The following is a 22,008-nucleotide window of genomic DNA, read 5'->3' on the forward strand; positions in this document are numbered from 1 at the left end:
ATTGACCTCCGCGCCATACGCTCTTGGTTGCGGATTAAGCGAATGGTCTTTGCGGCGCCGCGCGCATCCATCGACGAGCCTTGGGTAGGGATAATCACCAGGTCGGCCATGCCGATGGCATTCGCGACCATGAGACTTGCTGTGCCTTCGAGATCAACGATGACAAATTGCGAGGATTGTGCGGCCTCGTCGATTTGTTCAACGATCGAGTCCTCGGTCACGTCGCTATGAACGGTGATCGTTTCGGGTTTGTCGGGCAGGCTTGCCCATTGAGAAATCCATTTTTCTGGATCGGCATCGAGCAAGGTCACGGAGGCACCCTTCTCTGCAAGCTCTGTCGCGAGCAGAAGTGCGCTTGTGGTCTTCCCTGCCCCGCCTTTGGGGTTTGCGAATGCAATAACTGGCATGGCGGTTCTTTCGGGTTCGGGTTCAACAAATCGACGCAATGATACCAGATAGCTACCAGTTAGCCAAATGTTATCTAGTAGCTAACCGATACTAAACAGGTATTAATATAGTAGCTAGTAGCTATCCAATACCAATGGGCTATCTATTAGCTACCACTCAGCGACTTTCGTTCGCCGCTCCGGTCCATCATCGCGATCGCGATCCCTACGACGGGCACGTTCCCGCGCTTCCCGAGCCTTCTGGCGACGGATAGCCTTTTCAAGCTCAAGGGCTTTCCGGCGCTCCTCTGCATCCGGTCCCTTATAGTCAGGCTCAAGGTGGCGCGGACCGCGCGCACGATCCGCCTGCTTCTCGGCGCGGCGCTTTCGGTTGCCTTCGGAAAACAGCCCGGTCTTGCCATCCTTGTCTGGCTGCGTGCGAAGCCTCTGTCTTCTCTGCTTTGGCTCCGGCTCGGACTTGTCAGGGGCGAGCGCTTTCTCAGCCGCGGCGCGACGATCTTTTCGGCCCGCATTGGCCAGGAAGTCAGGCATCTCGGTTGGATCGTCCGCGCGCGACGGTTGGCTGCGCGGCGGGGCAGGGGGCGTGCCCGCATCGCCTCCACGGCCGTCGCCGGTGTCATCACGGCTCTTGCCTGTCTCGCCCTGGCCGCCCACCTCGGCCTCGTGAGGCGACGGCGGCGGTGCGTGCCTATCCCAAATCCCTGAGAGCCCCTCACGCGGCTCTGTGATGGCATCTGAGCGCTGCTCCTGCTCGGGCTCGGCGGGAAGGGCAGGGGGCTCCTGAGAGGGCAGGGGAGGGGTCTCTTTCTCCTCCGACTGCCGCTGATCGGCGGCTTCGCGAGCGAGCAGGATATCCTCCGCTCGCTGAGCGCGCGCCTGTGCCGCGCGCAAGAGAGACTGCTCGCGCTCGAAACGCTGCTCTTGGGGTCCTTTCCGGCTGAGTGCAGGATCGTACGTTAGGCGGCCAGGACGCGTCTTCCGTTGTCTCGGAGCTCTCCGTTAGGGCCGACATATCGGTAAATAGTGACAGGCTTGACGCCGAGCTCCTTTGCGAGCTGCGCGACGGAGGTATCGCGGTTTGACATGGCCGCCTGCGCAAGGCGCACTTGAGCTTTGGTCAGCGCGAATTTGCGACCGCCTTTTCGCCCTCGCGCCCGGGCCGCCTTGAGACCTGCGACAGTGCGCTCGCGGATCAGTTCCCGTTCAAATTCCGCCAGAGCTGCAAAGATGCCGAATATCAACCGCCCTGCAGCGGTGGTGGTGTCGATCTGCGCCCCTTGGCCGGTCAGGACGCGGAGGCCGATCTCGCGATCGGTCAGTTCCTGCACGATTGTAACGAGGTGTTTGAGATCACGGCCGAGGCGGTCGAGCTTCCAGACGACCAGGACATCGCCTTTGCGCAGAGCCTTGAGGCACGCATCGAGGCCTGGCCTGGTGTCGCGCTTACCTGAAGCCTGATCTTCGTAGATGCCGTTGGCTGCCACGCCCGCTTCGATGAGCGCGTCTCGCTGTAGGTCGAGGGATTGGCTGCCGTCGGCTTGTCTTATGACTTGAGCAGGCTTCCGTGGTATTGGAAGCCACTGCACGCCACGCCATTTATGGCGTGCAGTGGCGGCGGTTGGATCGTAAGCGGCTGGGTCTATTGAAGGACCGTTCTCGAGTTTGATCGACCGCCGTCTTCCCCTTGGGCCTGAACGGATACGCGTGTTTCAGTCACGCATGACAAGCATAGGACGTGGAGAAGATGACAGAGCATACCATCGGCGTGGATATTTCCAAATCCCATTTGGATGTTTTTGACGCGGAACGCCGCGAAGCGAAGCGTTTTGAGAATTCCATCAGCGGATTTCGGGCTTTTGAAAAATGGCTAGGCAAGGCGCACATCGCCCGTGTGGTGTACGAACCCACCGGCCCGTATCATCGCAATTTCGAAGAACGATTTTGTGACAAACTTCCCTTGGTGAAGGTGAACCCACTGCAGGCGCGCCGGTTCGCCGAGGCCTGTGGAACGCGCGCCAAGACCGACGCATTGGATGCGCGAGGACTGGCGCGCATGGGGGTCGCCCTGGAGCTGGAACCTGACATCCCGGTTGCGAAGGCAGCGCGTATTCTCAAAGACTTACAGGTTGCGCGAGCGGCCCTGATCAAAGAGCGGACACGTTTGAACAACCGCGGGTATGTGCAAACGAATACCGTCCTTAAGCGCCAGACGAAAGCGCGTCTGGCCTTAGTGGAAAAGCAGCTCAGCGAACTTGACCGGGAAATTGATGCCCTGATCAAAGCGGACAAGACCTCTGCGCGGCGCCGTGAAATTGTCCAGTCGATCCCCGGCCTGGGCAGCGTCGCCAGCGCCGCAATTCTCACCTATCTGCCAGAGATCGGAACACTGGACCGGCGCCAGGTTGGCAGCCTCGCTGGCGTGGTACCTTACAACCGCGACTCAGGGCAGTGGAAGGGTAAGTCATTCATCAGCGGAGGACGCAAACCACTGCGGGACGCGCTCTACATGCCAGCGCTTGTGGCGATGCGCTACAACCCAGATCTAAAGACAAAATACGAGGCCCTGCGAGCCGCAGGCAAACCCGCAAAAGTCGCCATCGTCGCGATCATGCGCAAGCTCATCGAAACCGCAAACGCCTTGGTCAAAGCAGACCGCTTATGGGTGCCAAAAAGCTCTTGATCAAGATGCTGTAATGGGGCTTGGCGCTCAACATCACTGTTGTGAATTGCCATCGGGGATTTGTTGAGGTGTCGTTGCCCTTGGCACGTCGGAAGCGTGTCAACGGGGTCGTGCGGTTAGGCGGGCCCCAGAATTTCTTTGCGAAGAAAGGGCAACATCATGGAACTGTATATCGGTTTGGACGTCTCTCTGGCAAGCACGGCGATTTGCGTGGTGTCGTCCCATGGTAAGGTGATCAAAGAAACGACAGCGGCCAGCGAACCCGAAGAGCTGGAACGAGCATTGCAGTCGCTGCCGGGCACCGTGGTCGGTGTCGGTCTGGAGGCCGGGCCGTTGTCACAATGGCTCCATCGGCATCTCACCGAGGCTGGGTTCGATACGGTTCTGATGGAAACACGACAAGTGAAGGGCGCGCTCAAGGCGATGCCGATCAAGACCGACAGGCGGGATGCCGAAGGCATCGCGCGGCTTTTGCAGATGGGCTGGTTTCGGCAGGTCCACTGCAAGTCGATATCGGCGCAGGAATTGCGCGCGCTGTTGTCTGCGCGCAAGGCGATCCAGCAAGCCATCATCAACCTTGAGCTGTCGATCCGTGGCGTGCTGCGAAATTTCGGGCTGAAGATGGGACGCGTGGCCAAGGGGCGGTTCGAGGACCGGGTGCGGGAGCTGGCCGATGGCAATGTCATGCTGCAAGCCGCCGCAAATCCGATCCTGACAGCGCGCAAGGTGCTGCGTACAGAGTTGGCGGGCTTGGAGAAGCTCTCGCGCGACCATGCCAAATCCGACCCCGTGTGCCGCCAGTTCATGAGTATGCCTGGCGTGGGGGCGATCGTGGCGCTGACGGTCAAGTCGGCCATCGATGATCCGGATCGCTTTCGATCCTCGAAGGACGTCGGCCCGTGGGTAGGCTTGACCCCAAGGCGCGAGCAATCCGGGGAACGCGACATCTTGGGTGCCATCTCCCGAGCCGGCGATGTAGGGCTACGCACCGCGCTCTACCAGGCTGCCTTGGTAATGCTGAACCTGGGTCGCCCCAGCTGGCTGACGGCATGGGCGTGGAATGTCGCCAAGCGGCGCGGCAAGAGGCGTGCGACTGTTGCGCTGGCGCGTCGCATCGGGGTGATCCTGCATCGCATGTGGCAAGACGGCACTGAATTCCGCTTCAAGCGTATCGAGACAGCGGCTGCGTGAGCGTCAAAAGCCACCGATAACACGGAACCTGCAAGAAGGAGGTATCGGGCCGCGCCGATACGCGGCGGCTCACCGAGGTCCCGACCGGGACGCGGTCCCCGATGATGCCGTTATCCGTCTCGCAGCCAGACACGCATAGTCTGAGCGCGTGAATAAGATAGGCACTCGGGATCCGCATTTGGACCAGGCATGATGTGGCAGCCATCGCGCTGACTACGGACGGAAGCATCATCCCGGTATGGGAAGCCTTTGGAGCAATCGCAAACGTGCAGCCCAGAGCGGCAACACCGAAAAAACGGTTGGCTTGGCAGAGATCCGGTGCGTCCGGCCCTCCGATATATCAGGTCTCCGCGCCGAACGCACCTTGCGTCGTCACCACGCCAAACCGTAGGTGACTGTTTTATCGACTGGAAAACCGCTTGACAGAAAACGCCCCATTACGGAAGACGGATACTCGAGGTGTTTCTAGGGAGCACGCTCCTGATGACGCTGCCGCGCGGTCGTGCCTTCCGGGATGGCAGCCATGGCCATGTGGTCAACTATCACCACGTCATCCATTCGCTGCGCAAAAAGCCTATGGCTCTGATGGGGTTGGTCTACCGTGATCAGCTCTTTCCGCGGCAGGCCTTCCGCGACATGTTCGAAGTTCTCTTGGAGAGAGCCGGCGAGAAGGCCGCGTGCCGCGTAACGGTCGATCTTCTGGCGCTGGCCCACGATCGGGGGTGTGAAGCCGAACTGGCCGCGCACCTCGAAGAAGATCTCTCACAGCACCGCACACCAGACATTCCAACGCTGCGGGCGCTGTTTGGCCCATCAGAAGATACGCTTCCGACCGTCAAGGTGCAGTTGGCCGATCTCAAGTCCTATAACCGGCTGGCCAGCACCCCGGCATCCGATCTGGAGGTAACAGCATGACATCGACCCAGACAGATGCCGCCCGCCTCAACCTTGCCCTCACCGAGTTGCGCTTGCCGGCCATCAAAGCCCTCTGGCCACGCTTCGCGGAGCAGGCCGATAAAGAAGGGTGGCCCGCCGCACGCCTGCTCAGCACCTTGGTGGAACATGAACTGGCGGAACGTGATCGCCGCCGGATCGCGCGACATCTGGCACAAGCCAGACTGCTGCCAGCAAAGACGCTGGAGACCTTCGACTTCTCAGCCGTCCCCATGGTGTCCAAAGCGCATGTCAGCGCCATCACCGCGGGCGACAGCTGGATCTCAAAGGGCAGCAACATACTGCTGTTCGGCCCGCCCGGTGTGGGCAAGTCGCATCTCGGATCGGCCATCGGCCTGTCCCTTGTCGAGAAAGGCTACCGCGTGCTCTTCACCAGAACCACCGACCTGGTTCAGAAGCTGCAGCAAGCCCGGCGCGATCTCGCCCTCGAAAGCACCATCGCGAAGCTGGATAAATTCCACCTTCTGATCCTCGACGACATCACCTACGTCACCAAGGATCAGGCCGAAACCAGCGTCCTCTTCGAACTCATCAGCGCACGATACGAGCGCCGCTCAATGCTGATCACGGCCAACCAACCTTTTGGGGAGTGGAACGCAATCTTCCCTGATCCGGCCATGACCTTGGCCGCCGTCGACAGACTCGTTCATCACGCAACCATCTTCGAGATGAACGTGGAAAGCTATCGGCGCCGCGCTGCCGAGCAGGCAAAAGGTCCTGGACGACCAGCACAAAGAGCGACACCAGCCAACACCAAACCTGATTGACGCCCCGCGACAATCAAAACCCAGAAAAAACTTGATGGTGGCGGCAAAGCCCGCCATCATCACAAACGTTGCGACCAAGGACTCTCATCCTGATTGACGCGCAACTCTCACCCAGATTGTCGCGCTACAGTCTTTGATCTCGGCTTTTTTGAAGCCTTCGGCAATCAAGTTTTCGTAAGGGTTCAGCACCTCACAACCAAGCCAACTTGGATGAACTTTACCGGTCATTGCGGTCAGAATTGTTGGGTTACAGGCACTAATATCAACCTCGACAATTGCTTCCCCGTTCAAGGTATACTTGGCTCGCTCTGTTGGTGGCTCATTCGTGTAGGCGCACTGGTATCGCCCACCCACGTCAAGGTCATAAGCGTTGAACAAACGTGTCCCATAACCAAGTTTAGCGCCTTCAGGGGTAACCAAAGGCATAGCTGTATGCCAATCGCGTAATTTGATAAAATCTTGGTAGACTTGGGAACTTTCACTGATCGAAATAGTTTGCGTGTCTTTGCTCTTGTCGCGTCGAACCGTGGCCGTCACCGGGTTGAGGTAGCTGCAATTCGTGAATGATAACTCTGTTGACGCAACCTTGCTCCAGAGGCTGTGAGAGATTTCAAAAAGCTCAGCCTTGCTATCAAACCCGTAACCGTCAGTGTCATTGTAGTGACCCCGCACCTTGATGATCACACCACTTTTGATTAGCGCCTTTCGAAACGCCTCGATGACTTTCGTCCCGATCTTTGTTCTATTATGCCAGTGATTTCTGTTGCCTCTGAAGATGAAATTCCTCCTGCCCTTCTTCTGCATCCGTCGAACAGCACTCAGGAAGTTTGCAGCCAAGCACGCCCGCTTCCTGTTGAGAGTTGCCGCCTTATCTTTCCCAAGAGGGAGACCGCCATCACGATGCAGTATTTCTAGCAGTTCCCAGACTAAATCATTGGTGGCTACATGGTCAGGATTGGCGTCCTGAGAGATGAAAAAGAACTCTGGATTGTCCATGAACATCGCCTCACAAAAAAGTGCTTAATAGAGCCTGATGAATTCCGCTAAAGTGAGAGACTTGGTAAGAGTATTATATTCATAATTATAGATATACCTTACAGTGGGTAGCTTGAGTCCGTCCCTATTGGTCGTACTATAAGCTTGATGCAGCCGGGTTATGTCTGAATACATTCAATCAAGAACGCTACAGAGCTGAATTCCCGCAATAATATCAGCAACTTAAGGGGTTTGTTTTGCTGTTAGATCATGGGGTTAAGCCCTCTTTGTTGCAGTGGCGCTTTGCCCTCGCCATAGGTGACGAAGTGTAATGATGCCAAGGGGTTACCAATGGTTCGCTCTCTATTTTTTGGGGCTTTATTTCTATCTCGGGGATGGCTTTCCACCGCTGGGCAGTTCAACAGGGCCTTGGCTCAAAGGTCGATTTGATAGACGTAAAGTTGTTTCAGGCAGGGTCACCCCTCTGAGCAGCTTTAACCCGACTAAAGCGCACGATTGTCACATCCAAGTGTAGTCTAGTGACGCTACTGTGACTGTTACCAAAAAGCGGTAACATTAGACTTAAATTTGCTTTCTGTTGTTACCGAATCACTGTAGTCTAGTGTCAGATGTTACCAATGGAGAATGTCATGGCTACTATCGGATACCGTCGCGTCAGTTCAGAAGGCCAGAACCTAGATCGCCAAGACTTGGGTGAACTGGATAAAGTGTTTGAGGAAAAGCTCTCAGGTAAGTCCGCCAAGGATCGCCCAGCGCTGCAAGCCATGATCGACTATGCCCGTGAAGGTGATAGCGTGGTTGTCTACTCCATCGATCGACTTGCCCGTGACCTCAGAGACCTTCAGGACATTATTAGCACCCTAAACGACAAAGGCGTTGATATTAGCTTCTTGTCTGAGAGTCTGACCTTCAGCGCCGACGCTGATGATGCATTCGCCAAGCTACAATTGCAGATGATGGGTGCCTTTGCTGAGTTTGAACGCAACATCATCCGTAAACGCCAAGCTGAAGGGATTGCCAAAGCCAAGGCCGCTGGGAAGTTCAAGGGCGGCAAGAAACGGATCGACCGCGATCAAGTCCACAAGCTACGCTCTGACGGCCTCAGCACCTACAAGATTGCAGAACAGATGGGCATCTCTCGAATGTCAGTTCATCGCATTCTAAACGAGTAAATATTACTGACATAATATGTGAGGGGTTCTGCTTAGGCGCGTAGGGAACCCTTAGTTTCACACAGCTAGGGATTGCGTTGGTCTAGTAACGCCCCCAATTTTTAAGAGAAAGTTTTTACTTTTGCGCTTAGACCCAAACAGAGTGTCACTGGCGCTGTGCCCAAGACTCAAACTCAGCAATTGAATCGAAGGTAATACGACGCACAACCAACTTTCCGCCATCTTGCCGCAGCTTGATACCATTGACCTCCGCGACGACGGATTCGTTATCATCGCCAGAGTCCAAGCGCGTAGTACTCCGATTTTCGGGAGTAGGCGTTAGCACTTTGCGGTTTTTTTTCACCTCCACCACAACTGCATCAAAGGCGAGGAGTTGTATACCAGGGACTAACAGCCCCAATGTGGGTACAAAATATAGCCATCCCTCAGAAAAAGAGATGATCAACCCAACCACAGAAAGAGCAATTGCCACATACCCAACCATTCGCAGTGTCAACATAGGTAATCCACGCTATCTATTTTTAGCCTCAAGCATAGCCTCAACCAATTTACCAACTACACCTGCCACGGAATTGTTCCGCTCCTTTGACTTATTTTTTTTGCCACAAATGAGAAACATCATGCCACAGAACCCACCCCCTGAATTCCGCGCCGAAGCAGTGCGTGTCGCGTTGACGAGCGGGCTGCCACGCAAGCAGGTAGCAGCAGATTTTGGCGCCGGCTTCTCAACGTTGAGCCGCTGGATAAAGCAGGACCGGCGTAATCCTGAGAAACCAGTCGCCCAATCTGATCTCAAGCGCGAGGTCGCAATCTTCGAATACATCAACGGCTTCTACAATCCACGTCGAAGGCACTCAGCATTGGGATGGAAAAGGCCATTGGCTTTCGAAAGAAAGGTCGCTTAAGTGAGCAACCGGAGCGGCACGAAAGCGTGACGGGTCCGTGAAGCCCTCTTTTCCCACGAAAAGTCTCTGACGGCAGCGCATATGGGACAGATTTAAGGTTTTTTAACGGAGGATTTCTGGTTCATCATAAAAAAATCAGCACAACTCAATGGGTAGGCAAAGATAAAGACTCTTCCAGCTCCATAAGCTTGGCTCGCAACAATCTAGCACTTTCCGCGATGCCCCCCACGTCAGAAGTAAGCGCGGTGGCTTCAACGTCGCTTGCCCAGTTTTCCACTTCCCGAAAACCAACTGTCCTCGCCGAGCCCTTTAACGTATGCACCTGTAAAGCGACTTCAGCGTAGTCACCGTCGGTCTCCGCTTCTATGATACTGCCAAGGCGCCGGTTAGCGTCCTTCAAGAACTTGCGCGCAAGGTCTAATAGCCCCTGTGTGCCAAAATCAGGTAAAAGCTTTTTATGGACCTCCGGTGCTATCACCTGTTGCAGCGTTTCCAACGCCGTAGCTGAGTTGTTCGAAAGTGGTAGGTCCGCTGCGTTACTCTCCATGCGTCGTACCGCCGGCCTCGGCTCAAGATTCAGCGCGTCTTCCAATTCTCGTTTGAGCGTTTCATATTCAACAGGCTTGGCAAGGATACGCTCGACACCCAGAAGCACTGCTTGTTTCTCAATGAAGTCTGCTGTGTGTGCGGTAAGTGCCAGAATGGGTGGCAGTTTTTCCTTACCATATTTTGACTGGATGAAGGATATGGCCTCGAAGCCATCCATCTCAGGCATTGAGACATCCATCAGAACGAGGTCATATTTGCCTGGTTCAAATTGCTCAGTGGCGCTGCGGCCGGTTTCTGCAAGGTCGGTTTTTAGGCCCATGCGCCGCGCAAAGGTCAGGAACAACTTTTGGTTAATGATATTGTCTTCTGCCACGAGGATGCGTCGCCCCTCTAGTTCCAAGACGGGCGGCTCATCTGTTTCAAAAGCATCCACATCTGACCCCTCTTTAGAGGTGACATCCAGCTCGAACCAGAACGTTGTTCCCTCGCCCAACCGGCTCTCGACACCGATATCGCCATCTAATCCTTCGATGATACGCTTACAAATTGCCAAGCCTAGCCCTGTTCCTTTGGCCGCAGCACTCAAAGGGTTGTCAATCTGTGAGAAATCCCTGAACAGGTTCGTCTTGTCCTTCTCGGAGATCCCCACCCCGAAATCTTCTACTTCAACCCGCAAGCGCCATTTCGCACCCTTTTGATCCGCATTTGCGCGGATAATAATTGGTCCGTCCTGCGAATAGCGAATTGCGTTGCTGACGAAATTGGAAATCAATTGTCGAAGACGGTTCGCGTCGCCGATGAAATAGTTTGGTACGCTGTTACTAATTTTGGTGACAATCGAGCGGTCCTGTCCACTATCTGAAGACCCGAAGATCACCTTGGCGGTATCAAGGACATCGCGAATACTGACAGGCTCCTGCTCGAACACCAGAACGCCCGCTTCCATCTTGGAAAAGTCGAGTACGTCATCGACAATCCTGTTCAGGCTTTTGCCCGCCAATTTGGCGTATTGTAGGAGTTCCTTTTTTTCGGGGTCAGTTTCGTCAAGCGCCATCAGATCAATAATACCTAACATCCCGCCAAGGGGGGTGCGTATTTCGTGGTTCATCGTTGAGATAAACCGACTGCGTGCGAGTGATGCCGCTTCTGCTCTTTCAAGCGCCTTTTGCATAGCGGCCGTTGCCATCTTGCGATCTTGGATGTCGCGCCCAATCCCCAACATGCCTTGTAAGTCTTGCGCGGCATCAAACAGAGGTGCGGCATTCGTATCATGCCATCGCCATGTGCCATCCGCATGACGCACGCGGTATTCCAATCCCGCTTCAGCTTGTTGATTGGTGACTATTCGTTCGAAAAAATTCTGACAATGAGGCAGATCGTCAGGATGGATGACGTTCGCGAAGTGCTGTCCTACCAGCTCGTCCTGCTGGTAGCCGAGTACATCGAGGATACGGGGCGACAGAAACTTGAACGTCCCATCTAGCGATAAAATATAAACGACGTCATTGGCTGTATCGAGGAATGACCGAAACTTTTGCTCACTCTCGTGCAGTTTTTCACGTGTCTCCGCTAGCGCTTTGAGTGTTTGTTCTAGTTGTTTTTGCGTATCCAATTGAAAGCCCACTTTTCTTCACGCACCGCCGGAATTTTGCCGCACCTTGGCTGTTCGCGCTTCCCTTGGCCAACTAGCCTGGTAACGTCAAGATTTATTGCATCAAAGATTCAAATTCTGTATTCAAGGCATCGCCTTTCCAGAGCCACCCACGAAAGTAATAACGAACGATACTCGCACTGTGCTTTTGCAGTCACTACGGCGCAATTTTGGCATTGATGATTCATTCATCCGCAATCAACTCTGCGTTCGCAGCGGCAAATTCATCGTCGGATAAAGCACCAGAAGCATGCAGTTTTTGTAGCTTCCCGTTTTCCTCACTCAAGCTGGCTTTTGGGGGAGCCTGAGGCTTATGTGTTTCTTTCGTTTTAGCTTCGATGAAACTCTTTATTTCTGCTGCTAGCTTATTCTTGGCATCATTGCCGCCTTCAAGCGCACCTCCGAAGGTAACTGTGTTTTCATCGCTATATGCGCTTGTTAGCCCTCCCCGAAGTTCATTACCTCCCCCGAGAGTGAATTGAATGTAACCGACAGCAACCCCAGCTTCCTTAACCTCGATGCCTGTGATTGAGCGAAAAGGAATCTCTTTTTTCAAGTCGTTCCTTTGCTGAGGAAGCCCATGACGCCTTTAGGGGCAATTACACCTTCGTATCGTAGACCTCTAGGTTCATTCCGGTTGCTTCGAGCAGAAAAGTCGGTTCCGTAAGCCACCTTGCTGAAATCAGTCTGACAGCCGAGCACATCAATCGTAGACTGACATGGAACCATAGAGTAATGCCCACTCAGTTCGAGCTGTAGCCCAAGGTGATTGTTGGTGATGCTGGCAAGTCTAGTCACTGGCTACAACCGTCCATTTGCTTTGAGGGTCTGAGTAAGCCTTATCAGTCCTTACTGACTTTAAGGTTGAATGTCCTATGTGTGCCCTGCGGGTCGATAAACGCAGCACAAGATTTAAAGGAGAACTACCTTGGACGGACAAGCAATTTACGATCGCAAACAGGCTGAAGCGTTGCGTCAAGAGCAAGTTTTTGAGCGTGCTTTGGCCGAACTTGAGATTGAGAAGCGCCGGAAGCTCGCAGGTGGGTACGCTGTCATGGCTGCCGCCTACACATTTGAACCGGCTGTCACAAAAAATGGATGGCTTGCAAAATCCGTTAGACTTTCAAAACTTTTGCTAGTTACGATTGTTGGTGTTGTTCCAAACTACTACGTGGCGATGCAGCTTTTGAACTGACGCTTGGGCTTATGCTTACGTTTTTATCTGAGTTGATTTTCGTCAATGCCCAGACCATCGACCCGTGTTGTCAGTCTTTTGGGTCTCGCTCGTTGGTTTGCTCATTCCTGACGAAATAGACCTAACAGGTGAGCGGGTCGATGGCATTACTGTCCCTTGCTATTTTGCGAATAAATTATCCCCAAGCAATTTATCGTGGCCCGCTCACTATCGATTCAAAGTAGAATTGGGTACTAAATCAAACAGCATGGTGGGCACTAAGCAAAAATAATTATCATTATTTTTCAGTTATTTAGGAGATAAAGGGCGAGTCCGGTACTCGCCTCCAATTACTTCCAAATCATGGGATTATCGGCTGGATAGCCGGGTCTGACACAAAATGGGCGCGCGGCCTGTTAACCACGGTCATCGGCTCTTGTGACACCGACGCGATACCGACAGAATACCGACGTGATGCCGATAGGGATTTATTCTGTATTTCAGGCAGTTAACTCTGATTCAATGCGCTGCGGCGCAGTCACCGCCTTGCGCACCATGTGCCAGTATATCTCTTCAACCTCAGGCAGGCTCAGACGTCCACCTTCGCGGAACCATGTGTTGACCCCGGTCAGCATGGCGATCACCGCCATTGTGGCGATCTTCGGCTCGGCCACATCGAAGGCGCCGCTGGCCACGCCGCGCCGCAGGATGTCTTCCAGCTGATCCTCGTAATTCCGTCTAAGCCCTTCAATTACCTCGAAGTTTTCCGGCGTCAAATTGCGCAACTCCATGTAGGAGATGAAAACAGCCTCGGGCCTTTCATGGTGAAACCGGATATGAAACCGGGTGAATTGCTCCAAGGCACGCGCCGGGCACCCCGGCACCGGTGTTTCGGCACGGGCTTCCAACAACTCTTCCATGTGACCTTTGAGCAGATCGAACAACAGCGTCTGCTTGTCAGGTGTGTAGTTATACAGCGCCCCCGCCTGCACTCCGACCTCTGCCGCAATTTGTCTCATGGAAACAGCGGCATAGCCATCTTTCGCGAAAAGGCACAACGCCGCTTCGCGCACCTTCGGGCCGGTGATTCCAGAGTGGGAGCCTTGCGTCCTTGCCATGACGATACATTATCTGAACAGATGTTCAGCTCAAAGCCCCGCTTGCCCATCCCGCCCAAAGAATGGCAATAGGGTTACACCCGCCCCGAAAGGCCCCGTGTTTCATGCGATACCTTGCCCTCTCTTGCCTCGTCGCCACCATCACCCTCGCGGCCTGCAGCCAGTTTCCCGAACTGGAGGAGGATGCAGCACTTGGCGCACGCGATGCCCGCTACCCCGAGCTGGTGCCGGCGGAATCCCTTCGCGCGCAGGCTCCCGGCGCGCGGATCACCGACGAAAGCCAATCCGCCTTGGATGCCCGGATCGCCCGCCTGCGCAGCCGCGCCGCGCGTCTCAAAGGCACCGTGGTGGACGGTGGTACCCGGGCAAGGATGTCACAAGGCGTTCGCCAACCCTGAGCCCGCGAAAACCCGCGTTGCAAGGCTCGAAGGAACCCGTTACATCGCCCTTCCAGACCCATAAATCAACGACCGATCGGAGAAGCCCCATGACTGACCCCCTGCGCCTTGGTATCGCCGGACTGGGCACCGTGGGCACCGGCGTTGTCAAAATCGTCCGCCAAAAGGCCGCCCTTTTGGAAGATCGCGCCGGTCGCGCCGTGACGATCACGGCCGTTTCGGCCCGCACCCGTGACAAGGATCGCGGTGTGAACCTGTCGGACTATGCGTGGGAAGATGATCCTGTCGCACTCGCCACCCGCGACGACGTCGATGTTTTCGTGGAACTCATGGGCGGTTCGGACGGCCCCGCGAAGGCGGCGACCGAAGCTGCGCTCAAGGCTGGCAAACATGTGGTCACCGCCAACAAGGCGATGTTGGCCCATCATGGCCAAACCCTTGCAGAACTTGCTGAAAAACGAGGCCGCTCCATCCGCTATGAGGCCGCCGTTGCGGGCGGCATCCCGGTCATCAAATCCCTGATGGAGGGTCTGGCCGGGAACGAGATAACCCGCGTCATGGGCGTGATGAACGGCACCTGCAACTATATCCTCACCCGGATGCAAGCCACCGGCCAAGGCTATAACGCGCTGTTCGAAGAGGCCGACAAACTGGGCTATCTCGAAGCCGATCCCAATTTGGACGTCGGCGGCATCGACGCCGGTCACAAGCTGGCGATCCTGTCCTCCATCGCCTTTGGCACGCAGGTCGACTTCGACGCTGTCGAACTGGAAGGCATCCAGTCGATCACACTGGAAGACATCAACCACGCCGCCGACATGGGCTATCGCATCAAGCTTCTGGGCGTGGCGCAATTGACGGGCCGCGGGCTGGAACAACGCATGTCGCCCTGCCTCGTCCCCGCCTCCAGCCCCTTGGGCCAGCTTGAAGGCGGCACCAATATGTGCGTACTCGAAGGCGATATGGTCGAACAGATCGTGTTGCGCGGCCCCGGCGCGGGTGAAGGCCCCACCGCCAGCGCGGTGATGGGCGACGTGATGGATATCGCCCGTGGCGTGCGCCTGCCCACTTTCGGCAAACCCACTGAAAAGCTGATCAAGGCCAAGGCCGCCCGCGCGGTGACACCCGCCCCCTATTACCTGCGCATGGCGCTTGACGACAAACCCGGCGCTCTGGCCAAGGTGGCAACCGTTCTGGGCGAGGCGGGCATTTCCATCGACCGGATGCGCCAGTACCGCCACGACGACAGCACCGCCCCGGTTCTGGTCGTGACCCACAAAACGACCCGTAGCGCCTTGGACACAGCACTTGAGGCCATGTCGAAACTCGACGTCATGGCCACCTCGCCCGTCGCCCTGCGGATCGAAACCGTTTGACCGCGCCCTTGTGCGCAAGACCCCGGGCCGCTAATGCTGACGCGGCTTGAAAACAACAAGGATTTGCCATGACCGCCCCCGTGGATTTCAATGACCGAATGCTTTCACTGGGCTTGGCCCGTGTCTCCGAGGCCGCCGCACTGGCCTGTGCCGACCTGATCGGGCGCGGTGACGAAAAGGCCGCCGACCAAGCAGCGGTAAACGCGATGCGCGAACAGCTGAACCTGCTTTCGATCAAGGGTGTCGTGGTCATCGGCGAAGGCGAACGCGACGAAGCGCCGATGCTTTACATCGGTGAAGAGGTGGGCACAGGTGATGGCCCCGGCGTGGATATCGCGCTTGACCCGCTCGAAGGCACCACACTCACCGCCAAGGCCATGCCCAATGCCCTCACTGTCATCGCCATGGCACCGCGCGGCACGCTCCTGCACGCGCCCGATGTCTATATGGACAAGCTCGCCATCGGTCCCGGCTATGACAAGGATGTTGTCTCGCTTGAGATGAGCCCCAAGGAACGGGTCGAGGCATTGGCCAAGGCCAAAGGCTGCGCGCCGCACGAAATCACCGTGTGCATCCTCGAACGCCCCCGCCACCAAGAGATGATCGACAGCGTCCGCTCCACCGGGGCAGCGATTCACATGATTACCGATGGCGACGTTGCCGGCGTGATGCACTGTGCAGAACCCGCCCTGACTGGCATTGATATGTATATGGGGGCCGGGGGTGCACCCGAAGGCGTGCTGGCTGCCAGTGCCCTGAAGTGCATGGGGGGGCAAATGTGGGGCCGCCTCCTGTTCCGCAATGACGATGAAAAGGGCCGCGCCGCCAAGGCGGGCATCACCGACCTCGACCGCGTCTATTCACGCGATGAAATGGTCACCAGCGAGGTGATCATCGCCGCGACCGGGGTCACCGACGGCTCGGTTGTAAAGGGCATCAAGCGCCGCCCGGAATACGTGGAAACCGAAACGGTCCTGATGCGGTCGAAAACCGGCTCACTGCGCCGGATGACCTACCGCAACCCTCTGCGCTGACGCGTGGCCGAGGGCTTTCTTGGCATCACACACTCCCTGACGGGGCGGCATTGGATCGGCCCGTCTTTGGAGGTTGAGCGGCAGGCCGAAGCCATGGCACAGGCCACCGCCCTGCCCCGCCCGCTTTGCCAAACGCTCACCCGGCTTGGCGTCGCAACCGAAGAAGGCGAGGCTTATCTCGCACCACAACTGCGCGACCTGCTGCCCGACCCGCGCAGCCTCAAGGACATGGAACTCGCCGCCGCCCGCTTTCTGCAATCCGTAGACCGGCGCGAAAAAATCGCGATTTTCGCTGATTACGACGTTGATGGCGGCAGCTCCGCCGCGCTGCTGATCGACTGGCTACGCCAGATGGGCCTTCCCGCTACGCTCTATATTCCCGACCGGATCGACGAGGGCTATGGCCCCAATGAACCGGCCATGGCCGATCTGGCCGCCAAGCATGACCTGATCATCTGCGTCGATTGCGGCACGCTGAGCCATGAGGCCATCGCCGCCGCCAAGGGGGCGGATGTGCTTGTGCTCGATCACCACTTGGGCGGTGAATCCCTGCCGCCTGCCTTGGCCGTGGTGAACCCCAACCGACAGGACGAGCCCGGCGATCTGGCGCATCTCTGCGCCGCTGCCGTGGTCTTCCTGATGCTGGTCGAAGCAGGCCGCCAATTGCGCGAGGCGGGCAAACTCGGGCCGGACCTTATGGCGATGCTCGACCTTGTGGCACTGGCCACCGTGGCCGATGTGGCCCCGCTCAAGGGCGTCAACCGCGCCTTCGTGCGCCAAGGTCTGCGCGTCATGGCCCGGCGTGACCGCCCGGGCCTTGTGGCGCTGTCGGATATCTCACGCCTCGATACCGCCCCCGCCGCCTATCACCTTGGCTTCGTCCTCGGCCCGCGCGTCAATGCCGGGGGCCGCGTCGGCCGCGCCGATCTGGGCGCGCGGCTTCTGGCCTGCGATAACTTGGCCGAGGCGAAATCCATGGCCGAACGGCTGGATCAACTCAACACCGAACGGCGTGAGATCGAAGCACTGGTGCGCGCCGCTGCCCTTGATCAAGCGGAAGAACGCGGGCTGGACGCGCCGCTTGTCTGGGCCGCGGGCGAAGGCTGGCACCCCGGTGTCGTCGGCATCGTCGCCTCGCGCCTGAAAGAGACCACCAACCGCCCCGCCATCGTCATCGGCTTTGACGGCGACGAGGGCAAAGGCTCGGGCCGCTCTGTCTCGGGTGTCGATCTGGGGGCCTCGATCCAGAAACTCGCCGCCGAAGGCCTTTTAATCAAAGGCGGCGGGCACAAGATGGCCGCAGGCCTCACCGTGGCGCGCGACAAACTCGACGACGCCATGGCCCGCCTGTCCGAGCTTTTGGCCAAACAAGGCGCAGGCACCGCAGGCCCCGCCGATCTGCGCCTTGACGGTGTGCTGATGCCCGGCGCAGCCACCGTTGACCTAGTCGAACAGATCGAAGCCGCAGGCCCCTTCGGTGCGGGCGCCCCCGGCCCGCGCTATGCCTTCCCCGACATGGCCATCCAATTCGCCAAACGGGTAGGCGAATCGCACCTCAAACTGCGCTTTGGCGACGGTATGGGCGCCAGCATGGAGGCGATTGCCTTCGGAGCTTATGACGGACCGCTCGGACAGCGGCTTGAGCAGCATGGAGGTGCGCGCTTCCACCTTGCCGGGCGGTTGGATATTAACACTTGGGGCGGGCGGCAAAGCGTGCAACTGCGCCTTGAAGACGCCGCGGAGGCGGGTTGAGAGCGAGTATGAAGGGCGGCGCCAAAAGAATGGTTTTCCAAGACGTTTTTTTGCAAAAACCCTCTTGCGCGTGTCGCCGCTTTTGCCTAGTAACCGCCTCACGCCACGGTATGGCCCGTTCGTCTATCGGTTAGGACGCCAGGTTTTCAACCTGGAAAGAGGGGTTCGATTCCCCTACGGGCTACCACCTTTTGCCTTATATCACCGATATTTACACCCCGGCGCTTAGGAAAAGATCTGCGCCGCGTGATCCTTTAGGTAAATCCGCAACCACGGGGTAAAAACCTCAGCCTGCGTCTGGGTGTCTTGTGCAAGGCTGTCGATCTCGACCCATGCCACATCCATCACTTCCTCGGGGTTGGGGGCGGTCGGGATACGGTGATCAACCCGGGCCACGAAAATATCGACCAATTCATGCTCGATCAGCCCCCCGCCGACATCGGCGCGATACTCAACCTGTTGCCGGTACGCGAGGGCTAAGCCCTTGATTCCCAACTCTTCTTTCAGACGACGATGGGCGCAGGCCTCGGGCGCTTCATCCCAATGCGGGTGGGTGCAACAGGTGTTCGCCCACAGGCCCGGCGTATGATACTTCCCCAAGGCGCGGCGCTGTATAAGCACTTGATTTTCATAAAGAACAAAGACCGACACCGCCTTGTGCCGCAGCCCCTCAAGATGCGCGCGCAGCTTTTCGACCGGCGTCAGGGTGCCATCGACCCAAGCGGGGATAAGAGTGTGATCTTGGGCGGTCATCTGATCCTGAAAAGGTTAACGTGGGACATGGTTTGGCTGCCGGTTTTAACGCGCAGCCCAACCGATGACCAGCGTACGACTCGTACGAATGTATCCCGATTTTCGTACGAAAATCCTGTGGTTTCTGAACCAAGTCGTACGAGTCGTACGAAACGCCGCTCAGGCGTTCACGCGATAGGTCAAGTCGGCCTCGTCCTCCCCCTCGGCCAACATCGCGACAACGCGGTGATGATCGGGGGATTTCACGCAGACCGGATCAGTCGCGCCGGCGTCACCGGCCAGCGCCAAGGCCTGACAACGGCAACCGCCGAAATCGACCTCTTTGCGATCGCAGCTTTGGCAGGGTTCGGGCAGCCAATCGGTGCCGCGATAGGCGTTGAAGGCGGCGCTGTCATACCAGATGGATTTGAGCGCGGTGTCGCGGACATTATCGAACTGCAAATGCGGAATGGTCTGCGCCGCGTGGCAGGGCAGAACGCTGCCATCCGGGGCCACGTTCAACCCCGCCGAGCCCCAACCGCCCATGCAGGATTTGGGATAATCGGCGTAGTAATCGGGCGGTACGAAATCGAAGGCCAGCACCCCGCGCAGGCGCTTGGATGCCTCGGCCACTTTGTCCTTGGCCGCCTCGGTCTGCTCGCGCGTGGGCAGAAGGGCCGCGATGTTCTTGGTGGCCCAGCCGTGGAACTGCACGCAGGCCACTTCCAAACGCCGCGCGCCCAGTTCCACCGCCATGTCAATCGTGCGGTCCAGATCATCAAGGTTTTGCCGGTGCATGACCGCGTTGAGTGTCAGGGGAATGCCGCGCTTGGCGATCTCTTCCGCCGCCTGCATCTTGCGATCAAAGCCACCGCGATAGCCGCCGATTTTATCGGCCAGCTGCGCATTGGTCCCTTGCAAGGACAGTTGGATATGATCCAGCCCCGCGGCCTCCAGCGCGTCCAAGCGGCGCGGGGTCAGGCCAATGGCCGAGGTGATGAGGTTGGTATAAAGCCCCGCCGCATGGGCGGCGCGGGTCAATTCCTCAAGATCGCGGCGCGAGGCGGGTTCGCCCCCCGAGAGGTGCAATTGCAGAACGCCCATTTCGGCGGCTTGGCGGAAAACATCGGCCCATGTTTCGGTATCGAGCTCCGCCTCCTTCGCCGCCATCTCCAACGGGTTAGAGCAATAGGGGCAGCTGAGCGGACAGCGGTGGGTCAGTTCCGCCAGCATGGCGATGGGGGGCGGCACGCTCATCAGTGCACCATCAGGTAAAGCCGGGCGCGCAACCCGACAAGGAAGCGTTGCACATCCTGTTCGATTTGCTGGGCCGGGGCGTTGTAGGTTTGGGCGAGGTCTTGGATGATCTGGGCGAAGGTATCCTCACCATTCACCCGACTCAGGATGGCGACGCCGATCTGATCCAGTTCCACGGCTTTTTCCGGGGCCAAAAGCACGGTGCTGCCGCGCACCCGATCGTCATGCAGGCGCACACCGCGCGGCAGGTAGGGGCGGTCGTCGGGGGATAGCGCAAGGCTCATGCCAGCCCCTCGCCCGGTTGCCACGCGCCGGGCGGGATGCGGCCCGGACCGACATAGGCACTATGCAGCGCGTCCAGTTGCGCCCAAAGCACGTTGGTTTTGAAAATCAGCGCCTCGGCGGCCATGTCTTCCTTTTCGGGCGTGTCGGCGTGGGTCAGCACCCATTCAAGGCCAAAGGCCACATCCTTGGGTGCTTCGGTCAGGCGTTTGCGGAAATAGCTGAGACTGTCGGGATTGGCGAAATCGTAATGCTCCAACAGGCCTTCGATGCGTTTTTCGTGGATCTTTGGCGCGAAGAGTTCCGTCAGCGAGGAGGCCACGGCCTGTAGCAGAGGCATATCGCGCACATAGCGGATATAGGCATCCACGGCGAATTGCGTGGCGGGCAGCACCCCGCGCCCCGAGGCGACATAATCAGGGTCCAGCCCCACCGCCTCGGCCAGTTTGAGCCAACGGCGGATGCCGCCGCCCTCTGCAACCCCGCCATCGTGATCTTCGATCCGCGAGCGCCATTCACGGCGCATGGCCGGATCGGTGCAGCGCGACATGAAGGCGGCATCCTTCATCGGGATCGCCGCCTGATAGGCCCAGCGGTTGATGACCCATGCGCGCACCTGATCGGCGGTGCAGCCCCCCGAATGCAGCAGGTGATGGAAGGGGTGTTTATCGTGATAGCGTTCCGCCCCGATTTGGCGCAGGCGGGCCTCAAGACCTTCGCGGCTCATGGCGTGATCTCCTGCCCGTCTTGGGCGATGGTCCAACCGGCGGCCAGCGCTGTGGCGCGTTCGGGGCTATCCGGTTGCAGGATGGGGTTGGTGTTGTTGATGTGAATGAAGGTTTTGGCAGTCTTGAGATCGGCCAGTTTGGCGATGGAGCCATCCGGGCCACTGACCGGGATATGGCCCATGCGGCGGCCGGTTTTGACGCCGGTACCGGTGCGGATCATTTCCTCGTCATCCCAAAGGGTGCCGTCGAAGAAAAGCTGATCGGCGTCTTGGAGTTGCGCCAAAAGGTCGGGCGTCACCTCGGCGCAGCCGGGGATGTAGTAGGCCACCTTGCCGCCGCCTTCGAGGCGGACGCCAACGGTTTGCTCGCCCATCAGATCGGTCTGAACGCTCTCGCCTTCCATGAATAGCGGCACCTTGCCCGGTACCGCGAACAGCCGCGCGGTGAGGTTTGGCAGAAGGGGAATGTCGGTGTTGAGGGCGACACGCTCGCGCGTCACCTTCTCGCGGTTCACCGCGTCGAAAATCCGATTCTGCGCCAGCACATCGAGGATGTCGCCGGTGGCGTAGAGGGTGAAGGGGGTTTGTTCACGTAAGCTGAGCAGCCCGGCGATATGGTCGATATCGCCGTTGGTCAGCAGGACCGACGCGATGGGCGTATGGCGCAGGTTGCGCGGGTGCATCGCCGGGTTATCCAGCATCTGCTGACGGATGTCGGGCGAAGCATTCAGCACCGCCCAATCCCGCCCATCCAGTGACACCGCCAAAGACGATTGCCCGGATGCAGGGATTTTCCCCGCCCGGGCATCGTTACAATTCTTGCAGCCACAGTTCCACTGCGGCAGGCCGCCACCGGCAGAGGCCCCCAAGACAAGAAAACGCATCC

Annotated in this window: 22 protein-coding genes, 1 tRNA gene and 1 pseudogene; 12 read left to right on the forward strand and 12 right to left on the reverse strand. The window is 57.8% G+C overall.

Annotated features, from left to right (window positions below; genetic code table 11):
- The 3 genes from QZ498_RS05145 to QZ498_RS05155 all read right to left on the reverse strand — a co-directional run.
- Positions 1–407 (reverse strand): ParA family protein (locus QZ498_RS05145; RefSeq protein ID WP_294620754.1); only part of this gene is annotated, 407 nt, incomplete at its 3' end.
- 150 nt (positions 408–557) lie between these two features.
- A complete protein-coding gene (locus QZ498_RS05150; RefSeq protein WP_294620665.1) occupies positions 558–938 on the reverse strand; it encodes a hypothetical protein in 381 nt (126 codons plus the stop codon).
- A 425-nt stretch (positions 939–1,363) separates the two neighbouring features.
- The gene (locus QZ498_RS05155; protein WP_294620755.1) at positions 1,364–1,954 is read right to left on the reverse strand and encodes a recombinase family protein; all 591 of its coding nucleotides are present in this window, start codon (positions 1,952–1,954) and stop codon (positions 1,364–1,366) included.
- A gap of 197 nt (positions 1,955–2,151) precedes the next feature.
- On the opposite strand from QZ498_RS05155, the gene QZ498_RS05160 reads away from it, so the two are divergent.
- The 4 genes and pseudogenes from QZ498_RS05160 to istB all read left to right on the forward strand — a co-directional run bounded on the left by QZ498_RS05160 (position 2,152) and on the right by istB (position 5,999).
- On the forward strand, positions 2,152–3,087 hold the full coding sequence (locus QZ498_RS05160; protein WP_294620666.1) for a transposase: 936 nt from the start codon (positions 2,152–2,154) through the stop codon (positions 3,085–3,087).
- Between the two features lie 159 nt (positions 3,088–3,246).
- Positions 3,247–4,278, forward strand: coding sequence for an IS110 family transposase (locus QZ498_RS05165; RefSeq protein WP_294620667.1), 1,032 nt, complete (start codon positions 3,247–3,249; stop codon positions 4,276–4,278).
- Positions 4,279–4,731: 453 nt separating this feature from the next.
- A pseudogene (locus tag QZ498_RS05170) lies at positions 4,732–5,193 on the forward strand (IS21 family transposase); the annotation flags it as partial.
- Entirely contained in the window at positions 5,190–5,999 is an 810-nt protein-coding gene (gene istB / locus QZ498_RS05175; RefSeq protein WP_294620668.1) for an IS21-like element helper ATPase IstB, read from the forward strand. The pseudogene QZ498_RS05170 and the gene istB, both read left to right, overlap by 4 nt.
- A gap of 84 nt (positions 6,000–6,083) precedes the next feature.
- On the opposite strand, the gene QZ498_RS05180 is transcribed toward istB, so the two are convergent.
- Positions 6,084–6,995: a hypothetical protein gene (locus QZ498_RS05180; RefSeq protein ID WP_294620669.1), complete on the reverse strand. Its 912-nt coding sequence runs from the start codon at positions 6,993–6,995 to the stop codon at positions 6,084–6,086.
- A 629-nt stretch (positions 6,996–7,624) separates the two neighbouring features.
- Between QZ498_RS05180 and QZ498_RS05185 the strand changes: the two genes are divergently transcribed.
- Both QZ498_RS05185 and QZ498_RS05190 read left to right on the forward strand, forming a co-directional pair.
- The gene (locus QZ498_RS05185) at positions 7,625–8,167 is read left to right on the forward strand and encodes a recombinase family protein (RefSeq protein WP_294620670.1); all 543 of its coding nucleotides are present in this window, start codon (positions 7,625–7,627) and stop codon (positions 8,165–8,167) included.
- Positions 8,168–8,604: 437 nt separating this feature from the next.
- The gene (locus QZ498_RS05190) at positions 8,605–9,072 is read left to right on the forward strand and encodes a hypothetical protein (protein ID WP_294620756.1); all 468 of its coding nucleotides are present in this window, start codon (positions 8,605–8,607) and stop codon (positions 9,070–9,072) included.
- Positions 9,073–9,217: 145 nt separating this feature from the next.
- Here the strand turns inward: QZ498_RS05190 and QZ498_RS05195 are convergent, their stop codons facing one another.
- Both QZ498_RS05195 and QZ498_RS05200 read right to left on the reverse strand, forming a co-directional pair.
- Positions 9,218–11,245 (reverse strand): PAS domain-containing hybrid sensor histidine kinase/response regulator, encoded by a 2,028-nt coding sequence (locus tag QZ498_RS05195; RefSeq protein ID WP_294620671.1) that lies wholly within the window; start codon positions 11,243–11,245, stop codon positions 9,218–9,220.
- A 211-nt stretch (positions 11,246–11,456) separates the two neighbouring features.
- Positions 11,457–11,828, reverse strand: coding sequence for a hypothetical protein (locus QZ498_RS05200; RefSeq protein ID WP_294620672.1), 372 nt, complete (start codon positions 11,826–11,828; stop codon positions 11,457–11,459).
- Between the two features lie 372 nt (positions 11,829–12,200).
- Here QZ498_RS05200 and QZ498_RS05205 point away from each other — a divergent pair, with 372 nt between their 5' ends.
- Complete coding sequence (locus QZ498_RS05205) at positions 12,201–12,467, forward strand: hypothetical protein (RefSeq protein WP_294620673.1); 267 nt, start codon at positions 12,201–12,203, stop codon at positions 12,465–12,467.
- 479 nt (positions 12,468–12,946) lie between these two features.
- Here QZ498_RS05205 and QZ498_RS05210 read toward each other — a convergent pair whose 3' ends face one another.
- Positions 12,947–13,564, reverse strand: coding sequence for a TetR/AcrR family transcriptional regulator (locus tag QZ498_RS05210; protein WP_294620674.1), 618 nt, complete (start codon positions 13,562–13,564; stop codon positions 12,947–12,949).
- Between the two features lie 104 nt (positions 13,565–13,668).
- Here QZ498_RS05210 and QZ498_RS05215 point away from each other — a divergent pair, with 104 nt between their 5' ends.
- The 5 genes from QZ498_RS05215 (at position 13,669) to QZ498_RS05235 (ending at position 18,311) form a co-directional block, all read left to right on the forward strand.
- Positions 13,669–13,962: a hypothetical protein gene (locus QZ498_RS05215; RefSeq protein WP_294620675.1), complete on the forward strand. Its 294-nt coding sequence runs from the start codon at positions 13,669–13,671 to the stop codon at positions 13,960–13,962.
- An 89-nt stretch (positions 13,963–14,051) separates the two neighbouring features.
- The gene (locus tag QZ498_RS05220) at positions 14,052–15,338 is read left to right on the forward strand and encodes a homoserine dehydrogenase (RefSeq protein ID WP_294620676.1); all 1,287 of its coding nucleotides are present in this window, start codon (positions 14,052–14,054) and stop codon (positions 15,336–15,338) included.
- Between the two features lie 68 nt (positions 15,339–15,406).
- Positions 15,407–16,372 (forward strand): class II fructose-bisphosphatase, encoded by a 966-nt coding sequence (gene glpX, locus QZ498_RS05225; RefSeq protein ID WP_294620677.1) that lies wholly within the window; start codon positions 15,407–15,409, stop codon positions 16,370–16,372.
- A gap of 3 nt (positions 16,373–16,375) precedes the next feature.
- The gene (gene recJ, locus QZ498_RS05230) at positions 16,376–18,124 is read left to right on the forward strand and encodes a single-stranded-DNA-specific exonuclease RecJ (RefSeq protein ID WP_294620678.1); all 1,749 of its coding nucleotides are present in this window, start codon (positions 16,376–16,378) and stop codon (positions 18,122–18,124) included.
- A 112-nt stretch (positions 18,125–18,236) separates the two neighbouring features.
- Positions 18,237–18,311 (forward strand) — tRNA-Glu (locus tag QZ498_RS05235).
- Positions 18,312–18,349: 38 nt separating this feature from the next.
- Here the strand turns inward: QZ498_RS05235 and idi are convergent.
- The 5 genes from idi to pqqB all read right to left on the reverse strand — a co-directional run bounded on the left by idi (position 18,350) and on the right by pqqB (position 22,006).
- Positions 18,350–18,877, reverse strand: coding sequence for an isopentenyl-diphosphate Delta-isomerase (idi, locus tag QZ498_RS05240; RefSeq protein WP_294620679.1), 528 nt, complete (start codon positions 18,875–18,877; stop codon positions 18,350–18,352).
- A gap of 159 nt (positions 18,878–19,036) precedes the next feature.
- Entirely contained in the window at positions 19,037–20,113 is a 1,077-nt protein-coding gene (pqqE, locus tag QZ498_RS05245; protein ID WP_294620680.1) for a pyrroloquinoline quinone biosynthesis protein PqqE, read from the reverse strand.
- Positions 20,113–20,397 (reverse strand): pyrroloquinoline quinone biosynthesis peptide chaperone PqqD, encoded by a 285-nt coding sequence (pqqD, locus tag QZ498_RS05250; RefSeq protein ID WP_294620681.1) that lies wholly within the window; start codon positions 20,395–20,397, stop codon positions 20,113–20,115. Before pqqD ends, pqqE begins: the two co-directional genes overlap by 1 nt.
- Positions 20,394–21,122, reverse strand: coding sequence for a pyrroloquinoline-quinone synthase PqqC (gene pqqC / locus QZ498_RS05255; protein ID WP_294620682.1), 729 nt, complete (start codon positions 21,120–21,122; stop codon positions 20,394–20,396). The genes pqqD and pqqC overlap by 4 nt, the downstream gene beginning before the upstream one ends.
- Positions 21,119–22,006, reverse strand: a complete 888-nt coding sequence (pqqB, locus tag QZ498_RS05260; RefSeq protein ID WP_294620683.1) for a pyrroloquinoline quinone biosynthesis protein PqqB — start codon at positions 22,004–22,006, stop codon at positions 21,119–21,121. The genes pqqC and pqqB overlap by 4 nt, the downstream gene beginning before the upstream one ends.
- Positions 22,007–22,008 lie beyond the last annotated feature (2 nt).

The sequence above is a fragment of the uncultured Roseovarius sp. genome, assembly GCF_913057115.1.
GTDB lineage: Bacteria > Pseudomonadota > Alphaproteobacteria > Rhodobacterales > Rhodobacteraceae > Roseovarius.

What these genes read in the sequence shown, in the direction of transcription:
- QZ498_RS05150 (WP_294620665.1), bottom strand. Translation starts at nt 938, where the DNA reads ATGCCTGACTTCCTGGCCAATGCGGGCCGAAAAGATCGTCGCGCCGCG.
- QZ498_RS05160 (WP_294620666.1), top strand. Translation starts at nt 2,152, where the DNA reads ATGACAGAGCATACCATCGGCGTGGATATTTCCAAATCCCATTTGGAT.
- QZ498_RS05165 (WP_294620667.1), top strand. Translation starts at nt 3,247, where the DNA reads ATGGAACTGTATATCGGTTTGGACGTCTCTCTGGCAAGCACGGCGATT.
- istB (WP_294620668.1), top strand. Translation starts at nt 5,190, where the DNA reads ATGACATCGACCCAGACAGATGCCGCCCGCCTCAACCTTGCCCTCACC.
- QZ498_RS05180 (WP_294620669.1), bottom strand. Translation starts at nt 6,995, where the DNA reads ATGGACAATCCAGAGTTCTTTTTCATCTCTCAGGACGCCAATCCTGAC.
- QZ498_RS05185 (WP_294620670.1), top strand. Translation starts at nt 7,625, where the DNA reads ATGGCTACTATCGGATACCGTCGCGTCAGTTCAGAAGGCCAGAACCTA.
- QZ498_RS05190 (WP_294620756.1), top strand. Translation starts at nt 8,605, where the DNA reads ATGATCAACCCAACCACAGAAAGAGCAATTGCCACATACCCAACCATT.
- QZ498_RS05210 (WP_294620674.1), bottom strand. Translation starts at nt 13,564, where the DNA reads ATGGCAAGGACGCAAGGCTCCCACTCTGGAATCACCGGCCCGAAGGTG.
- QZ498_RS05215 (WP_294620675.1), top strand. Translation starts at nt 13,669, where the DNA reads ATGCGATACCTTGCCCTCTCTTGCCTCGTCGCCACCATCACCCTCGCG.
- QZ498_RS05220 (WP_294620676.1), top strand. Translation starts at nt 14,052, where the DNA reads ATGACTGACCCCCTGCGCCTTGGTATCGCCGGACTGGGCACCGTGGGC.
- glpX (WP_294620677.1), top strand. Translation starts at nt 15,407, where the DNA reads ATGACCGCCCCCGTGGATTTCAATGACCGAATGCTTTCACTGGGCTTG.
- idi (WP_294620679.1), bottom strand. Translation starts at nt 18,877, where the DNA reads ATGACCGCCCAAGATCACACTCTTATCCCCGCTTGGGTCGATGGCACC.
- pqqE (WP_294620680.1), bottom strand. Translation starts at nt 20,113, where the DNA reads ATGAGCGTGCCGCCCCCCATCGCCATGCTGGCGGAACTGACCCACCGC.
- pqqD (WP_294620681.1), bottom strand. Translation starts at nt 20,397, where the DNA reads ATGAGCCTTGCGCTATCCCCCGACGACCGCCCCTACCTGCCGCGCGGT.
- pqqC (WP_294620682.1), bottom strand. Translation starts at nt 21,122, where the DNA reads ATGAGCCGCGAAGGTCTTGAGGCCCGCCTGCGCCAAATCGGGGCGGAA.
- pqqB (WP_294620683.1), bottom strand. Translation starts at nt 22,006, where the DNA reads ATGCGTTTTCTTGTCTTGGGGGCCTCTGCCGGTGGCGGCCTGCCGCAG.